At 38.7% G+C, this 16,464-nt stretch carries 17 protein-coding genes; 6 read left to right on the top strand and 11 right to left on the bottom strand.

The window, feature by feature from the left end; all coding sequences use genetic code 11:
• On the bottom strand, nt 1-1,674 hold a 1,674-nt coding region (locus tag ACO1O5_RS09765), incomplete at its 3' end, for an aconitate hydratase (RefSeq protein WP_486269704.1).
• Between the two features lie 180 nt (nt 1,675-1,854).
• On the opposite strand from ACO1O5_RS09765, the gene ACO1O5_RS09760 reads away from it, so the two are divergent.
• On the top strand, nt 1,855-2,076 hold the full coding sequence (locus ACO1O5_RS09760) for a PspC domain-containing protein (RefSeq protein WP_486269702.1): 222 nt from the start codon (nt 1,855-1,857) through the stop codon (nt 2,074-2,076).
• 219 nt (nt 2,077-2,295) lie between these two features.
• On the opposite strand, the gene ACO1O5_RS09755 is transcribed toward ACO1O5_RS09760, so the two are convergent.
• The 3 genes from ACO1O5_RS09755 to porW all read right to left on the bottom strand — a co-directional run bounded on the left by ACO1O5_RS09755 (nt 2,296) and on the right by porW (nt 8,854).
• Nucleotides 2,296-3,294, bottom strand: a complete 999-nt coding sequence (locus tag ACO1O5_RS09755) for a zinc dependent phospholipase C family protein (RefSeq protein WP_486269700.1) — start codon at nt 3,292-3,294, stop codon at nt 2,296-2,298.
• A gap of 143 nt (nt 3,295-3,437) precedes the next feature.
• The gene (locus ACO1O5_RS09750; RefSeq protein ID WP_486269699.1) at nt 3,438-5,924 is read right to left on the bottom strand and encodes a transglycosylase domain-containing protein; all 2,487 of its coding nucleotides are present in this window, start codon (nt 5,922-5,924) and stop codon (nt 3,438-3,440) included.
• Between the two features lie 35 nt (nt 5,925-5,959).
• Entirely contained in the window at nt 5,960-8,854 is a 2,895-nt protein-coding gene (gene porW, locus ACO1O5_RS09745) for a type IX secretion system periplasmic lipoprotein PorW/SprE (protein ID WP_486269697.1), read from the bottom strand.
• A gap of 294 nt (nt 8,855-9,148) precedes the next feature.
• Here porW and ACO1O5_RS09740 point away from each other — a divergent pair, with 294 nt between their 5' ends.
• Genes ACO1O5_RS09740 through ACO1O5_RS09725 form a run of 4 tightly spaced genes read left to right on the top strand, consistent with a single transcriptional unit; the run spans nt 9,149 to nt 10,795 of the window.
• Complete coding sequence (locus ACO1O5_RS09740; protein WP_486269695.1) at nt 9,149-9,541, top strand: hypothetical protein; 393 nt, start codon at nt 9,149-9,151, stop codon at nt 9,539-9,541.
• 21 nt (nt 9,542-9,562) lie between these two features.
• The gene (locus ACO1O5_RS09735; RefSeq protein ID WP_486269693.1) at nt 9,563-9,775 is read left to right on the top strand and encodes an AtpZ/AtpI family protein; all 213 of its coding nucleotides are present in this window, start codon (nt 9,563-9,565) and stop codon (nt 9,773-9,775) included.
• A complete protein-coding gene (locus tag ACO1O5_RS09730; RefSeq protein WP_486269691.1) occupies nt 9,772-10,170 on the top strand; it encodes a hypothetical protein in 399 nt (132 codons plus the stop codon). Before ACO1O5_RS09735 ends, ACO1O5_RS09730 begins: the two co-directional genes overlap by 4 nt.
• Complete coding sequence (locus tag ACO1O5_RS09725) at nt 10,163-10,795, top strand: SprT-like domain-containing protein (RefSeq protein ID WP_486269690.1); 633 nt, start codon at nt 10,163-10,165, stop codon at nt 10,793-10,795. Before ACO1O5_RS09730 ends, ACO1O5_RS09725 begins: the two co-directional genes overlap by 8 nt.
• 17 nt (nt 10,796-10,812) lie before the next feature.
• Here ACO1O5_RS09725 and ACO1O5_RS09720 read toward each other — a convergent pair whose 3' ends face one another.
• The 5 genes from ACO1O5_RS09720 to ACO1O5_RS09700 all read right to left on the bottom strand — a co-directional run bounded on the left by ACO1O5_RS09720 (nt 10,813) and on the right by ACO1O5_RS09700 (nt 14,582).
• The gene (locus ACO1O5_RS09720; protein ID WP_486269688.1) at nt 10,813-11,733 is read right to left on the bottom strand and encodes a helix-turn-helix domain-containing protein; all 921 of its coding nucleotides are present in this window, start codon (nt 11,731-11,733) and stop codon (nt 10,813-10,815) included.
• Between the two features lie 15 nt (nt 11,734-11,748).
• Complete coding sequence (locus tag ACO1O5_RS09715; protein ID WP_486269686.1) at nt 11,749-12,633, bottom strand: aldo/keto reductase; 885 nt, start codon at nt 12,631-12,633, stop codon at nt 11,749-11,751.
• Nucleotides 12,634-12,739: 106 nt separating this feature from the next.
• Complete coding sequence (locus tag ACO1O5_RS09710) at nt 12,740-13,642, bottom strand: NmrA family NAD(P)-binding protein (protein ID WP_486269684.1); 903 nt, start codon at nt 13,640-13,642, stop codon at nt 12,740-12,742.
• Between the two features lie 99 nt (nt 13,643-13,741).
• Complete coding sequence (locus ACO1O5_RS09705) at nt 13,742-14,125, bottom strand: SnoaL-like domain-containing protein (RefSeq protein ID WP_486269682.1); 384 nt, start codon at nt 14,123-14,125, stop codon at nt 13,742-13,744.
• A 19-nt stretch (nt 14,126-14,144) separates the two neighbouring features.
• Entirely contained in the window at nt 14,145-14,582 is a 438-nt protein-coding gene (locus ACO1O5_RS09700) for an SRPBCC family protein (protein ID WP_486269680.1), read from the bottom strand.
• Between the two features lie 132 nt (nt 14,583-14,714).
• On the opposite strand from ACO1O5_RS09700, the gene ACO1O5_RS09695 reads away from it, so the two are divergent.
• Nucleotides 14,715-15,698 carry a GlxA family transcriptional regulator gene (locus ACO1O5_RS09695; RefSeq protein WP_486269678.1) on the top strand — a complete coding sequence of 328 codons (984 nt, stop codon included), beginning with the start codon at nt 14,715-14,717 and terminating at the stop codon, nt 15,696-15,698.
• Between the two features lie 38 nt (nt 15,699-15,736).
• On the opposite strand, the gene ACO1O5_RS09690 is transcribed toward ACO1O5_RS09695, so the two are convergent.
• Nucleotides 15,737-16,225: a GNAT family N-acetyltransferase gene (locus ACO1O5_RS09690; protein WP_486269676.1), complete on the bottom strand. Its 489-nt coding sequence runs from the start codon at nt 16,223-16,225 to the stop codon at nt 15,737-15,739.
• A gap of 46 nt (nt 16,226-16,271) precedes the next feature.
• The coding region (locus ACO1O5_RS09685; protein WP_486269674.1) for a putative porin at nt 16,272-16,464 on the bottom strand (193 nt) is incomplete at its 5' end.

The raw sequence follows: 16,464 nt of genomic DNA, 5'->3' as shown, positions 1-16,464 counted from the left end.
CAATCTCAAATTATAAATGTCTGTTCCTTCCCACGCAGGAAATGGTTCTAAAATTTGAAGACGATCAGAAGTTGGAGAAACCAAAACTTCTATTTTGCTGCCATCTGCCGCCGGAGATTGATATCCTGCATCATCAACCGCAAAACCTTTTAGAGGCATTTCAATTCCCTGTGGTTCTTCCAATTTAATTTTTTCACCGTTATCATTTGTCAGGTAATCTGTTAATGGATTAAACAAGAGCGAACCTGCAATCGCTAAAGCGGTAGTTAATTCAGGCGATGCAACAAAAGCGTGCGTGTTGGCATTGCCATCATTTCTTTTTGCAAAATTCCTGTTGTAAGAAGTTACAATAGAATTCTTTTTATTGGGATCCTTGGAATGTCTTGCCCACTGTCCGATGCAGGGCCCGCAGGCGTTGGCGAGAACAACACCGCCCATCTTTTCAAATGTTTTTAAATAACCATCTCTGTCAACTGTAAATCTTACCTGTTCAGATCCTGGAGTTATAGTGAACTCCGATTTTGCAGTAATACCATTATTGGTTGCTTGTTCCGCAATTGAGGCGGCTCTCGTAATATCTTCATAAGAAGAATTGGTACAAGAACCAATCAACCCAACTTCAAGCTGTTCGGGCCAACCATTTTCTTTTACAGCAGCAGCAAATTTTGAAATAGGCCAGGCTAAATCAGGAGTGAACGGCCCGTTAATATGAGGTTCCAATTCTGACAAATTTATTTCTATTACCTGGTCAAAATATTTTTCCGGGTTTGCATATACTTCCGGATCGCCGGTAAGATCTTCAGCAATTGAATCAGCAGCCGCGGCCACTTCTGCTCTATCGGTACCCCGCAGGTATTCGGCCATTTTCTCATCATATCCAAAAATTGAAGTAGTTGCCCCAATCTCTGCGCCCATGTTACAAATCGTTCCTTTACCTGTGCATGACAAAGATGTAGCGCCTTCACCAAAATATTCGAGAATAGCACCGGTACCACCTTTTACAGTTAAAATGCCGGCAACTTTCAAAATGATGTCTTTCGAGGCAGTCCAGCCACTAAGCTTACCCGTTAGTTTTACACCAATTAATTTAGGAAACTTTAGTTCCCACGGTAAACCCGCCATAACATCGCAGGCATCTGCGCCACCGACACCAATGGCAATTGTTCCCAGGCCTCCTGCATTTACCGTATGAGAGTCTGTTCCTATCATCATTCCACCGGGAAAAGCATAATTTTCCAAAACTACCTGGTGGATAATCCCGGCTCCGGGTTTCCAGAAACCTATCCCGTATTTGTTCGAAACTGAAGAAAGAAAATCATATACTTCTTTATTCTGGGACTTTGCTCTTGACAAGTCTGCCGCAGCACCTGCTTCGGCCTGTATTAAGTGATCGCAGTGAACAGTAGATGGTACCGAAACCTTCGTTCTTCCCGATTGCATGAATTGCAATAGTGCCATTTGAGCCGTGGCGTCCTGCATCGCAACCCTGTCCGGCGCAAAATCCACATAATCTTTTCCTCTTGCATAAGCCTCACCGGCATTGCCTTTCCAAAGATGCGTATATAATATTTTTTCTGTAAGTGAAAGAGGATGATTTACAACTTTACGGGCGGCGATTAACTTCGAATAATAACCGGCGTAGAATTTTTTTATCATGTCGAGATCAAATACCATTTGCTGTTATTTTATTGTATATGAAAAATATTTCCTGCAAAATTACTTAAAATCGGTTCAAGATTTGCCTTCAGTTTGTTATGAGCAAAATTTAAAAACAAAATATAAAGCTCTTTGAGACAATCTAAAATTTTACTTTTCGTTACTATTATTATAGTAATTATTTTTTAGCTTTGAGTAATGTATAAAATAAAACATTTTATTGAGTGGCAGGTATTTGGGGTTTGCACTGCCATTGGCGAGAAAATGGGAATCGCTACCTCAATTATCAGGAGGTATTTCATTTATATTTCATTTTTAACTCTTGGCTCACCTGTTATATTTTATTTGTTTTTTGCTTTTTGGATGAATATTAAAAATTATATCCAGAGATCAAGGCGCAATCCGCTCCGCTACCTGTAAATTTTTATTTGATTTTTTTTAGGTTGATATATCTATTAATATTAATGTGAAAAGAAATAAGTGTATTTTTTACAAATATTCTATTAAATAAATGCGTTTAACCGGAATAGTTATTTATATTTACTCCTATTGAACCCACCCGCTTTAAATCCTTAATTTTTCTTCCGTATTCTTTTTTTTTGTGAAAATTGTCATTGAATCTTGCTTCAAATAGAGATTCTATTCCCTTTCATTTGACAAGTTGAGTAATTTACCCTTGGTCCACGCTTTATATTCGAGCTTGTAGTTTTTTTGATTTTGTTTAGTAAGGTTTTCATCATCTAATGACAATAGTTCCGGGCTACCTCCATTTACCCACGCAGTGTACCAATAATTGGCCACATCCTGTATGGATAGACGCAATTGTCTTTCAACCATCCCATTCATTTCATCATTAAACTGCTTCGCATATTCATTGGAAAATACAGGTTGATTATATAGCAATATATTATTACCAGCCGAATCTTTCTTGTACATGTTCTTAGCAGGAAAACTTTTTCTTACCTTTTTTTCATCCGCCAGCAGCGTGTCCTCAAGCGAATGGGTATGAGCTATGATATGCCAGGTTTCCTCGGTAACATCAGGAATGTAGGTAGCATCCTGTGTTTTAAAATTATAGTTATTGCCAACCATTTCAGGTATAGTGGACTCCCATAAAGCATGTACCCCTTTTTGATTCGTGAGCTGGCCATTAAAATTGGATGCCGTATGTAATGGCATGTGTGCATCTCCTACATAATGCCCAAGTTCTGCAGATAGAAAAAGTATTTCAGACTTACTCCGTTTTTGAAATGCCTGCGTAAGCTTGTCCATGATACTTTGAATATACCAGGGCAGGTAGCCCGTCTTATTGAAAAATGCGCTGTCGTATTTCGTATATGCTTGCTGTGTTGTTTTAGGAAGATCTGCTATTGGTAAATTAAAATCTTCTATGTCAATATAATGCCTTGGGCTTTCGTTTTTATCATTTAGTAGTCCACGTCTTAAATCCGGGACTACGGCGCCTTCTGTTATAAAATCAATATGATTATAATAAAACTTTCGCATGCTATCGGGCAATGCAAAAACAGCTGCCCTGTTTATGTGTTTATGCCCCCATGCTCCCCATGCAAAAAGTAAATTAATACTCCCAATAATCAATAGGAGAATAAGAAATGAAGAAATATATTTCGATTTCAAATTATGAAAATTATGTGTAAAAATATTTTTGCGACGTAGCAAAAGTAAAGCCTTATAACTTTACTTTTTGTTTTAAAAAAATAGATATATAGCGGTGAAGAGAAGCAATATTCTATTTACCAGGAGTACTATTTTTAACTGAATCAATAATCAGTGGATGGCTTTGCCGGTTTTGCTGGCGGCTTTTTTGATTTGTCTTCGGATGCTTTATTCAGTTTATTATCGATGTTCTTTTCTTCTCCGTTTTTTGGGTGTGCTTTTGAAGTATCTTTTTTAAACTCATCAGCCATATTAACGGGGCCGATTACTTTCTTTTCCGTTGAAGTTGGGCTATTATCTTTGGTAGGGGCTTTGTTAAATTCTGACTCCACGGGAATATTAGGTGTTGTTGCTTCATAGTCGCCGGCATCGCCATTTCCATTGTCCTGTATATCATTTCCCTGGCCCTCCTGCACTAAATTAGAAAAATTCTGGTCTGCAAAAATGGGATCATTATTTAATTCTGCCGGCTTTTGAAAAACAGCCTTTGGATCAATTCCCAGTTTTTTATCTGCATACACCTTTTGCATGAAGTAAGCCCATTCCGGCATTGCCATATCATTACCACCATTAGTCCAGCCATTTCTTAGGTGCAAAAACGGATCATCACAACCAACCCAGGATCCCGCAAGAATTTGCGGTGTATATCCCATAAACCAACCATCTGTATTATCGTTTGTTGTGCCGGTTTTGGCGCCCATATCACTTGTAATTCCGTATTTCCAGCGCATAGCCCCACCTGTTCCGTAGTCTACGACACCCTGCATCATTTTGTACATTGTGTAGGCATCCACTTCGCTAATTACCTGTTTTGATTCTGATTCAAAACTCTGCAGCACATTACCGTTTTTATCTTCTATTCGTGAGATAAAAATAGGTTCAGTATTAAAGCCCCTGTTTGGAAACATAGAATAGGCTCTCAACATTTCAAGCAGTTGAATATCGGCAGTGCCCAATGCGATTGATGGAACGATTGGAATAGTACTTTTAATGCCACACAGGTGCGCAAACTCTGCGGTCTTTTTAGGACCAATACGACTCATAAGGTCCCATGCTGCTACGTTCAGCGATTTTGCAAGGCAGTAAGCCATTGTTCCACCCGGGCCTGCAAAGGTTTTTTTGGCCAGGGTAATGGACTTACCGCCCAAAGGAGTTTCAGGAGTAAGGCCGGCATCCGTCAGGGCCAGGGTATATAATAATGGTTTAAACGTAGACCCAACCTGCCTGTTGGCTGTTACATGATCATACTTAAACCATTTAAAATCTATCCCGCCCACCCAGGCTTTTACTTCACCGGTTACAGGATCCATGGCACAAAAGGCAGTCTGCATCATTTGCTTGAAATACTTTATGGAATCCAAAGGGGTCATCACAGTATCGGTTTCCCGCTTCGAATTCCAGGCGAATACTTTCATCTTTACAGGTACATTAAATGACTTCCTGATATCAGCGTCCGCAACCCCTGCTTCTTTCATATACTTCCATCTCTCACTCTCCTTCATGGCACGGTTCAATATATCTTCTTGTCCTTTCCATACATTCTTTGGCAACTGGCTGTTAAATTTTTTCTGCATATTAGCCATGTGTTTTACCACGGCTTCTTCAGCATATAATTGCATTTTTGGATCTATGGTTGTGTAAATTTTTAAGCCATCTCGGTAGAGATCATAATTTCTTCCGGTAGCAGGATCCGTATGTGTTTTGCACCAGTCAATTAATTTCTTGGTTAATACTGAACGGAAGTAGGGAGCGATACCAAGATTTTCATCAAGCTTTTTATATTTAACTCCAAGTGGTTTCTTTTTTAAACTGTCTGCTTCTGAACTGGACAGAACATTATTGGTTACCATGCGGTCGAGCACCAAATTCCTTCTGTCAATAGCAGCTTTTGGATTTCTAATCGGATCATACTTTCCAGGTCCGCTCAACATACCAACCAGTAATGCCGATTCATCGGTTGTTAGGTCTGCCGGATCTTTTTGAAAATATACACGGGCTGCATTTCTTATTCCATATACGTTCAACCATGATACTCTATTCAGATATAAAGCAAGTATTTCTTGTTTTGTGAAATTCTTTTCGAGCTTAAGTGCAACGATCCATTCTTTCAATTTATCCATTATTCGTTTGCCCACCCAGCCGCCACCCTGGCCCAACATATTTTTAGCCAATTGCTGCGTTAGGGTACTTCCGCCGCCTTCACTGCCGAAGCCTTTTATTGCACGCCCGATGGCAATAGCATCAATACCTGAATGGTCATAAAAACGAATGTCTTCAGTTGAAATCAATGCATCAATTACATGTTTCGAAATATCCTGGAAATCAACAGAGCTACGATTTTCAGCATAAATTTTACCCATTAATGTGGTGCCGTCGTTTGCATATATTTCTGAAGCAAGATTTGCCTGGGGATTTTCAAGTTCCTGCAATGAAGGTAATTTTCCAAACAGGCCAAACCAGGCCAGTGAGAATATTAATATGCCAAGCCCGATACCACCTAAAACAAGCGCCCATAAAATTCTTATCGCTGGTTTTACTTTTCCGTTTTTTTTAGAAGAACTTTTTGTATTGCGTGAATTTTGATTTTTCATTTTATTTTCTTTGTCCGGTAAAAGGGTAATTAGTATTAGAATTTACCCGGGTATTTCTTATTCAAAAGGTCAATATAATTCTGAAGCTCTTTATTTTGTTTTAAGAGATCAAGATTTGAGCCAGATATGATGTAAAAAGAATATTTTGCTGCAGGCAGCCAGGATATTTCCGAAGGCGCTGCTTTTTTTAATTTGTCCATGTATTTTATTGCAAGATCTGCCGTCTCAAATTGAGTAAAGATTAATAAAGTTCTGTCTTTATCCAAAGTATCTTTTGTGATATCTATTTTTTGATTGTAAAAATTTTCCCTGTTGTATCTCGCAAGTGCATTTTTTGCCTCAGTGCTATAAACCGGGTCAACCTTGGTAAGTACCATCATCACATATTGTTGAGAAAGCGGATCAATCATAAAGGTTGCATTTTTCATAATAGCCGGCGCTCTTTTGGAGGAATCGAGATATACTTTTTCAGGAGTGACAACTATATTATGAGGATTCAACTTAAGCATTCGCGTTGTATCCTGTTGCATTGGTTTGGAAATTGTAGGATTGTCATAAACAATTATCTGCGAATCTTCCTTTACCCTTTCAACTTTTAAATTCGTTAAATACTTTTCGATGGCACTTCTCCTTTTTAGAACATCGATCATTGTTACTGCTTTCCCTTTTAATGGTGACGTTGGATACTGGGTAATTATTTGCTTCAAAATATTTATAGCAGTGCTATCTTCTCTTTTACGGATGTAATAAACAGATTGGATATAGAGTAACTGCGGGCTCCAATAATTTGTACCATATACGCTGTCGGCTTTTTGTTTTTCAGCAACTGCTTTTTCAAAATCGCCTTCGATAAAAAGATTATAAATGTCTTCATATCTTTTAGTAGCGGCAGGATCTTTCTTTGATGGCTCCATCGCTTCCGGGTGCAACGCCAGTTGTGTGAATTTACTTTTATCGAATTTTTTAATGAGTAAATTTTTATAATATTCAGCCATAGCAATATCGCCCAGTTTCCTGTAGCAGAAGGAGAGATTAAGATACAGTTCTCCTGCGTACAAGCTATCAGGGAAGCGTTTTAATGAGTTTTGATAGGCATCAATGGCAGCGCTATAATCTTCAAGCAGGGTTTGATAATCTCTCCCTAATTGAAATAATGATTTTGAAACTTTCTTATTAGATATGTCTAATTTTTCCTTTGTTACCGGAACGTTTTCAAGAAGTCCCTGAACTGATAAATCGGTCTGCACCGGCATCGGCGGCGGGCTTAATGTTGAAACAGCAGAGCTCAATAGCGGATCAGCATTATCAATGATTTGGGTACTGCTCGCACTACTGTCATCCGGATTTGCAAAAGCATTGGTGCTGGCTACATTATTAGCTGCAGCCGTGCCGCGGCGCCAGTTGTCTACGTTCTGGCGTTTGCCCCATTTTCGTTTAAAGTCGCTATACCCCTGCGACTTTAAAGTGGTGTTATAAAAGTACCATTCGCCGTTAGTACTATTGACGTTGCCAAAAATATCGCGACTCGAATTTTTATTTGTAAAATAATCAACAGCGGGATTGCTGTACAATGAATCGCTCTCTTTAATGCCTTTTTCCTTCATTAATTTTTTTGAAAGTTTTTTCAAAAATGCATCGCGTTCTGCGGGAGACATGGCGGCAATTGCCTGCAGACTGTCTTCTCTATCAATAATATTTAAATTTCCAACAACAACTGCCAATGCATTTTTTCTATGTTGAATTTCTGCAATATCGCCCAGCGTGGTATCCGATAATTCAAGGCTATCATAAAATGCATAAGCATCTTTATACTTCTTTTGTTTATAACTTATTTCTGCAAGGCTCAGGAAGGCTTTATTTTTTATCGGTGTATTTTCCCGGTTATAAAATGTGCTCTTTTTAAACAAGGCCACTGTTGCGGTAGTATCGGGTTTTATTAAAGCCAATTGAGCCGCGGAGTAAAATATGATGTCGCGGTAAGCTTCAAACTTGTCTTTTTTAGCCATGTGTACGAGGGTTGCAATGGCTCGGTCAATCTCTGCAGGATCATTGCTTTTTAGCATTTTGGCTTTATTAAGGTTAGCATAAATATCCATCAGCGGATCGGTGGTATGATGCATAGCCCTATCATAATAGTCAGATGCTTTATCTTGTTGTTTTGTAATTTCAAAAAGCTGGGCTATTAAAAATTCCCTCCTGGCTTTATCCTGCAAATCAATTACATTAGGTAAAGAATTTTCCAAATGCCCCAGCGTGCTGTCATACATCTGCTGCTTATAAAACCAGTAGGCGTTCATTTCTTCAAGCGACGGTTTTAAACGGCTGGGAAAAGCCGGGTCATTTTGTAACGTATTAATAAGCGCTGCCGCCTCACCGGTTTGGTCCATATCAATCAAGGTGCGTATCTGCCATATAAAAGCATCGTTGCGGCTGGGGGGGCGGGTAAAAACTTTATCAACGATATTGTGGCTTTCTTTGCTGGAAACGCTAATAGCTTTGTTATCAGCATTGTCATTGGAGCCTACTATCAGTTGGTCATCATCTTTCTTCTTATGCGGATAAAGGTTATAATTGATAAATTGAAAAGTCATGAAAGCAGAGTCATAATCTCTTCGCAGGTAGTATGCCTCTCCAATTAATAAGTAAAAATTATCAACCCAGTTGGTTCGCAGGTCATGTATTAAAATTCCCGCCGTGGCTTTATAAATAACTGAATCAAGCTCTGTTTTTTGTGCAGAAGTATTCTCCAGCGAATAACCGTAAAATGGCAGCAATTTTGTGTAATCATCTTTGTCAGAAAGGCGGGCTCTTTCAATAACCTGGTTTAATTTATTGTTGGCATTATAAAAATAATTGTAGTGAGAAACCGTATTTTGAATAAATCGGCGCGGAACCGTAAATTTCTTTTCGCCGGTTTTCTCTGATTTCAAGGTCTTTGTCTTGAATTTTTGGGGTTTATCTTTTTCAAGATCGATCGTTATTTTGCCTAACTGAGCATAAACTTCCGGCAGAAGAAAGAGGGAAAACAGTAAGAAAAACAAAGACTTTAGGATCCGGGGGTTCATGAATATTAAAATTTTTACAGAGGCGCCAACACGGAAATGTAGTTTGCTTCTATATGAAACTTATAATTTGCAAAAATATTTTAAAAATACGGTTATTTTGAGCTATTATTCCAATTAATGAATGCTCCTAATTATTTTTTAACAACCTAAAAAAATGATATGTCCCTGCCCGGTGGCAATACTTCTTTAAAAAGGCTGCGAAGCCGTTACAGGCTTGTAGTTATTAATGAGGATACCTATAACGAAATAGTAACTTTTAAATTAAGCAGGATGAGCGTATATATTGCACTAAGTGTACTATTTGTAATATTGGTGGGGCTTACGGTTGCTCTAATTGCGTTTACCCCACTCAAATTATATATTCCCGGTTATGGCCAGGCTCAAAAAGCAAAGGAATATGGCCTGTTAAAAATGAAAGCAGATTCAATTGAACAAAATCTCATTAAAAAGCAAGAGTATATCGACAACATCGAAAAGGTGTTAAAAGGAAACGTAGTGCCGCGGGATACAACAATGCTTAAGTTAAAAAATATTGAAAAGAGCAGCGATTAAACTGCCGCAAAAATTAACGAATTGAATAGTAACAACGAAGGCAACAAACAATTACAACGCTATACAGGCCTTGCTATGCAATTTTTAGTGAGTATAGGCATAGGTGTTTTTGTTGGTTTGAAGGTAGACAAGTGGCTGCACTTCTCAATTCCTTTATTGGTATGGCTGTTGCCTTTGTTGATTATCATTGGATTGATGTACAATATTTTAAAGGAAACATCTAAAAAGAAATGAAAGAAATCTATAATAAATCTGTTGGCGTCATTATATTGTTTATTTTAATAAATGCCGGTGCATTTATTTTTAAAACGTTTTTGCACAACCATGGTTTTGGAATAAAATTTTTACTGGCAGCCAACCTGCTTTTATTTTGCTTAAGCATGTTGGCTTTTGTTATGCAGGTTAAAGGGCTGCAATCAGTTAATACCAATGTTTTTATAAGAAGTGTATATGCGTCGCTATTGGTTAAAATATTTATCGTAATAATTGCCCTTGCGGTTTATCTTTTTTTAACCAAAGGAAAAATAAACAAGCCGTCGGTTTTTACATCAATGGGCTTATACATTTTGTATACTTTTATAGAGGTAAAACAATTAATGAAAATTTCCCGCAGAAAGACGAATGCCTAAAAAAGAATCACCCCTGCACCAATTGAACAGTTATTTACCTGACGGTTCATTTGAGGATGTAGCAGGGTATCTTCATGAATACAAAGTACACCTAACGGTTACCCGTGAACGTAAAAGTGTTTTGGGCGATTACCGCAACAGCCATTCCAACAGGAACCACCGTATAAGTGTAAATGGCAACCTGAATAAATATTCTTTTCTTATAACCCTTTTGCACGAACTGGGGCACCTCCTTGCTTTTGAAAAATATGGTAACAGGATTCCGCCGCATGGCGAGCAATGGAAAAGCGAATTCGGCAAAATACTGGCCCGGTTTATTTCTAAAAAAATTTTTCCAGCTGATATTGAAGCCGAATTACTGCAAAGCCTTAAAAATCCATCGGCCAGCTCCTGTGCCGAAGACGGATTGCTTCGGATATTAAAACGATATGATGCCCACAAACCGGGATTTTTTTTCGTAGAAGAGCTTGCTTTGAACAGCATCTTTAGAGTGAAGGGTGGCAAGACTTACAAGAAAGGTAATAAGGTAAGAAAGCGTTTTGTCTGCCAGGATGTTGCCACCGGGAGATTGTTTTTATTTAGCCCGGTTGCTGAGGTGGAACTGGTGGAAGATCACGGGAAATAGTTTAAAAGACTTTGCTTTTAATTAAACGAATGCCGAAATTCCAACGGTGAAAATCTGGTTTTTGTTTTGAATAATTTACTGAACGATTGCGGATGTTCAAAACCTAATTCGAAGGCAATTTCACTTACAGATAAATCCGTTGTCGATAGCTGCTCTTTAGCTTTTTCTATTAATTTATCATGAATGTGTTGTTGCGTACTTTGGCCTGTTAATACTTTCAGTAATCCACTTAAATAATTGGGCGATACATTTAATGCTTCGGCAATATATTGAACGGAAGGCAATCCTTTTTGTATCAGGTCATCGCTATTGAAATATGAGGAAAGAATTTCTTCCAGGCGATCAAGAATGGTACGGTTGGTTATTTTTCTTGTTATGAATTGGCGATGATAAAACCTGTCTGCATAAGTCAGCAACAATTCAAGCTGCGCAATAATTACATCCTGGCTAAACTTATCTATGTTGGAATGATATTCCTGCTGGATGTTTTGCATAATGCTGATGATTGTTGTTTCTTCTTTGTCTGAAAGAAACAATGCCTCATGTACCGAATAATCAAAATATTCGTATTGCTTTATGGTTTTGGCCAAAGGAGAATTCCAAAGAAAATCAGGATGCACTAGCAATATCCAGCCAGAACGTTTTGACGTTGCATTGTGATCTACTTCAATTCCAAAAACCTGGCCGGGGGCAATAAAAAACATCACGCCTTCATCAAAATCATATTGTTGCTGGCCGTATTTAAATTTTGAACTCAAACACCTTTTAATGGAGATGGAATAAAAATCCAACACCCAACTTGTGGGTTCACTGTCCGGCTCTTGCCGGAAGTCTTCCAGGTTCACAACACTAATTAATGGATGAGCTGGTTTCGGCAATCCCCTTAGCTGGTGAAACTCACTTAAAGTTTTAATTCTTTGCGGTTGATTATTTGCCATAGTACAATGTAATTATTATTGGTTAAGAAATTCCATATCATGTTTACTCAATTGTATTTCGGTTGCTTTTAAGTTTTCTTCAAAATGTTGCAATGAAGACGTTCCGGGTATGGGCAACAACCAGGGAGAATGATGCAGTAACCATGCTAAGTTTACCTGGGCCTCGGTAACATTAAGTTTCCTCGCAATAGTTGCAATCCTTTCGTCTTTCTTAGGCATTGACTGGAATAACGAGAAGTACGGTATCAAGGTTATCTTATTTTCCTCACAAATGGCGAGTACTTCCTCTCCGCCACGCGTTTCTCCTCCATGCGCCAGTTGTATAGAAGTGCGTTGGGCATGTCCGTACATATTTTCTACCGTGGCAATATTTCCCATAGCCATCGCCGTTAGTAATTCGCCGGCACTAACATTGCTAACACCTACATGTAATATTTTGCCTTCCTGCTGCATTTCAAACATGGCCTGCAGGGATTCTTTAAAAGGCACATCCCCGCCGGCTATTATCCTAAAATGGACAAGGGATATTTGTTCCAGTTTTAATGTACGCAAATTGTTATCGATACTGCTGCGTAAATTTTCCGGGCGATTAAACGGAACCCAGCTTTTGTCGGGCTTTCTCGCTCCTCCCACTTTAGTGCATATCACCAAATCTTCAGGGTAAGGATATAATGCTTCTGCTATCAGGCGATTGGTTACGTCTTCGCCATAATAGTCGGCGGTATCCAGGAAATTGATGCCACTTTTAATACATTGTTTTAATATCTGCAGTGCTTCGGGGCGATTGATCGGCTCTCCCCAGATACCCGGGCCGGTGAGCCGCATAGTCCCATAACCAAAACGCTTCACTTTTAATGGATGTTTACTTCCGCCGGCAATTGTTATTTCTTGTGCAATCATTTCAAATTGAATTTCAAATAGCTTAAATGTTATTAATATTTTTAGTCGGTCATTAATGTATAAACATTAAATCTTGTGTATTGGTTGCGTATTGAATTCTATATAGCTAAGATTTACTAAAAACAACGGCAAATTCTTTTGCAAAATCTGTCAACTTTACTTTCCCCAAAGTTGGCTTGTTTCGATTATAATCCTCATACAAAACCCCACCACGTCTACCTGCGTTCATTTCTACCAGGCCTTTGGCAGTTTGTGGATTCATGCCCGCTGCAATCATTCCGTTTAATTGTTGTTCGTCTGAAATAGCAAGCCATTTTAAACCAGGTTTGCTGATTGCTTCGCCCAAAATTTTTGCTACTTCATTTGGCGAAACTTCATCGCTTGCTATGTAGCGGACTTCTCTGCCATTGAATGGTTTTTCAATTTCTTCGGCAATAACCCTGGCAATATCTAAAGGTGAAACCCAGGGCTCTTTATCATTACCACCGTAGTTGGCGATAATGGCATCCTGCGATTTTATAGTAGGTATAAACGCAAACAGGTTGTAGTAAAAACCTACAGGACGCATAAATTTAATGGAAACATCTTCGGGCAGTTGCTTCAAAATGGTTTCTACATTGTGATGAAAAGCAAGCATGCCAACACCTTTGTCGGTGTGTGCGCCAATGCTGCTGAGGTGCACCACCCGCTTTACACCTGACTGTTGAATGGCTTGTTTGTAGATGTTACCAATGCGTGTAATTGCCTCATTCACATCAAGATTCTTGTTGAAGAAACTATTGGGACCGAGCGTTTCCATTATATAAATAACATCGGCACCTTTAAAAGATGCTGAGAGAAACTCAGCGTCTTCCATAGTGCCAATAGCAGCTTGGGCGCCAAGAGCTTCAATCTCTTTTTGCCTCTCCGGCTTGCTGCTAATAACTGTTACGTTATGTTCTTTGTGTATTAACTCATTTGCGAGAGGCTTGCTGATATTTCCTAAAGAACCGGTAAGTGTAATTTTCATATTTTGTTTTTTTATTGCTGCAAAGTTGCACAGCAATAAAAAAACAGGCGTAACCGAATCTATTTTTCTTGTAGCCGAATCAAGGGTTTGCTAATTGTTTTAATAAAAGAATTGCTCCAACACAATTTTACCTTCTTTCACTTCATACAACATTATCTGCTTTATTTGTATTCTTCCAAAACCTTGCAAAGTAATATCCACCTCTCGTCCCACTGCAAAATGATTTCCACCTACCACTGGTTCGGTAGTTGACGCACGATGAAACGCCTCAATCTTTTTCACGAAGTCTTCTCCCTTTTTGCGAACGGCAGTTTTCCCTTCTGCATAACCGAAATAGGGAGAGTTGGGCGGGTCAATACTTCTCACATTTTCAGCAAAAAGCTCGTCCTGGATTTCGAACCATTTCTCCTGGCTGGCAAGTTCATTAAATCGTGCTGCAACTTCACGGGAAGTTATTATCTTATTATTTGTTGATGTTGTCATTTTATTTTCTTTAATGATATTATTTAAGCTTCTCTTTCAATTCACCGAGGTACTTTGTCCATCCACCCGAGCAAGCATCATAACATTCAATTTCAGGAACCAATCCGTCATGGGTGAATGTTACTTTCGTTTTATCGCCTTCCGTTGAAATGTCAAAGCAAATCCTGGTGCCGGTCCATTCCGAGGTATCACTTAAAAAGCTCAGGTTACTATCCGTTACCTGCCAAACAATTTTTTTGTTGGGAATAAGTTCAACCAGCTTTTGTTTTGAATAATGGGCTCCGCCCCCAGCATGGAAGGTAAATACATCATTAATTTTTTTACTGTCGCCTTCGATTGTTTCCCCATATTGACCAGACCACCATTGATCAATGTTTAACAGTAATTGAAAAACTTCAGCTGGTGTTTTTGAAGAAGTAAAACTGTAAGTGAAGTCTTGAGTTGTTGTTGTTGTCATTTTTATAATTTTTTTTGAATGATCGATACCGCAAAGCTATTGGCTGAATACTACTTTGACGAGGTGCAAAATGGACATTATAGTGGGTTGATTTGGACATGATAACTATTTATCTTTGCCAAAATAATTTCAATGCAACGTCTCACAATAATCGTTCCCGAGGGACAGAACAACCTGAGCAGTATTGTTGGTCCTTATAAAATATTTACAAGAGCCAATGAGTATTGGAAGGGAATGGGCAGAAAGCAAATATTTAAAATTGAACTCGCTGGTGTTTCAAAAGAAGTGGACTTTTACGACGGCTTGTTTACTGTGAAGCCACACGCACACATTTCTTCGATCACAAAAACCAATCTCATCATTATTCCGTCGTTGAATCATAATTATCAAAAAGCCGTCAAGGGAAATAGGGAAATAATTGAGTGGATTGCCAAACAATATAAAAACGGGGCCGCAATAGCCAGTATATGCACCGGTGCTTTTATGCTGGCATCAACTGGATTGCTGGATGGCAAAAACTGCTCTACACATTGGGCGGCAGCGGATAATTTCAGAAGTATGTTCCCTGAAGTGAATTTGCAAACGGATCAGCTGATTACAGATGAAAATGGAATTTATACTAACGGTGGCGCTTATTCGTTCCTAAACCTGGTGATTTACCTGGTAGAAAAATACTACGACCGGCAAACCGCTATTTTTTGTTCCAAAGTATTCCAGGTTGAAATGGATCGAAACAGCCAGTCAGCATTTACCATTTTTACCGGGCAAAAATTGCATGGCGATGAAATGGTAAAGAAAGCGCAAACATTTATTGAAAGCAAACCAGGCGAAAAAATTTCAGTGGAACATTTGTCTTCTAAATTCTCTGTAAGCAGGCGGAACTTTGACCGGAGGTTTATAAAAGCGACCGGGAATACCCCTTTGGAATATTCGCAAAGGGTGAAAATTGAACTGGCAAAAAAGGCATTGGAAACAAGTCGCAAAACTATTAATGAAGTAATGTACGAAGTGGGATATTCGGATGTAAAAGCCTTTCGCGAAGTGTTTAGAAAGATGACCGGGATGTCGCCGTTGGATTATAAAGCGAGGTATAATAAGGAAGCCGTTTCGGTATGATGGGAAGCGCTATTAATAGTTTATGTGTAAATAAAATCCTACAAATCTTTCATCATAAACAAATCGCAGCCGGTATGTCCGCTGTTACCAAGCGGCGTTGGAATAAACGTAAATCCATATTTCTTATACATTTCAATGGCATTAGTGAGTTCCGGCATTGTTTCGATATACATTTTTTCGAAGCCATTGCTTTTCGCTTCGTCTATGCACCTTTGCAATAATATTTTTCCAAGGCCTTTTCCCCGTGCGGCGGAGGATACATACATCTTAACGAGTTCGCAAGTTTTGGGCGGGAGGCCTTCTGTGGGAAATATTCCACCACCGGCAATAACTTCATCATTAATGGTTGCAACAAAATAACAGGATCTTTCCTTTTGAAATAATTCATAAAGATGGTCCGTTGTTTCATCAAAATAAACGGTGCCCGGTTTTACGGCATTAAAATCTTCTAATGAACTGCGGATGATAACAGCCAGCTTTGTATTATCGCTGGCTATAATTTTCCTTATAATAATTTCATCTTTCAATGGATGCTTAATTTATTCTGTAAATTTCTTAAAATTATGGTTGCAATCAGTTTACAAAATTCCATTGTACGCCAATCCTGAAAATCATGCCAGGTGTAGGATAGTTTGGCGCTGCAAAGCTATTGTTGGTAAAGCCAAACGGGGAAAAATTGATAGTATTTAAGTTTTCAATTTTTACAAGCCCCGTAAAAGATTTTATCCTGAAATTAAAATAGGCATCTAGTCGGGGAAGGTTGCTT

It is taken from the genome of Ginsengibacter sp., assembly GCF_057362405.1.
The sequence above is the reverse complement of the archived record's forward strand: the minus strand, read 5'-3'. Positions and strand labels throughout refer to the sequence as shown.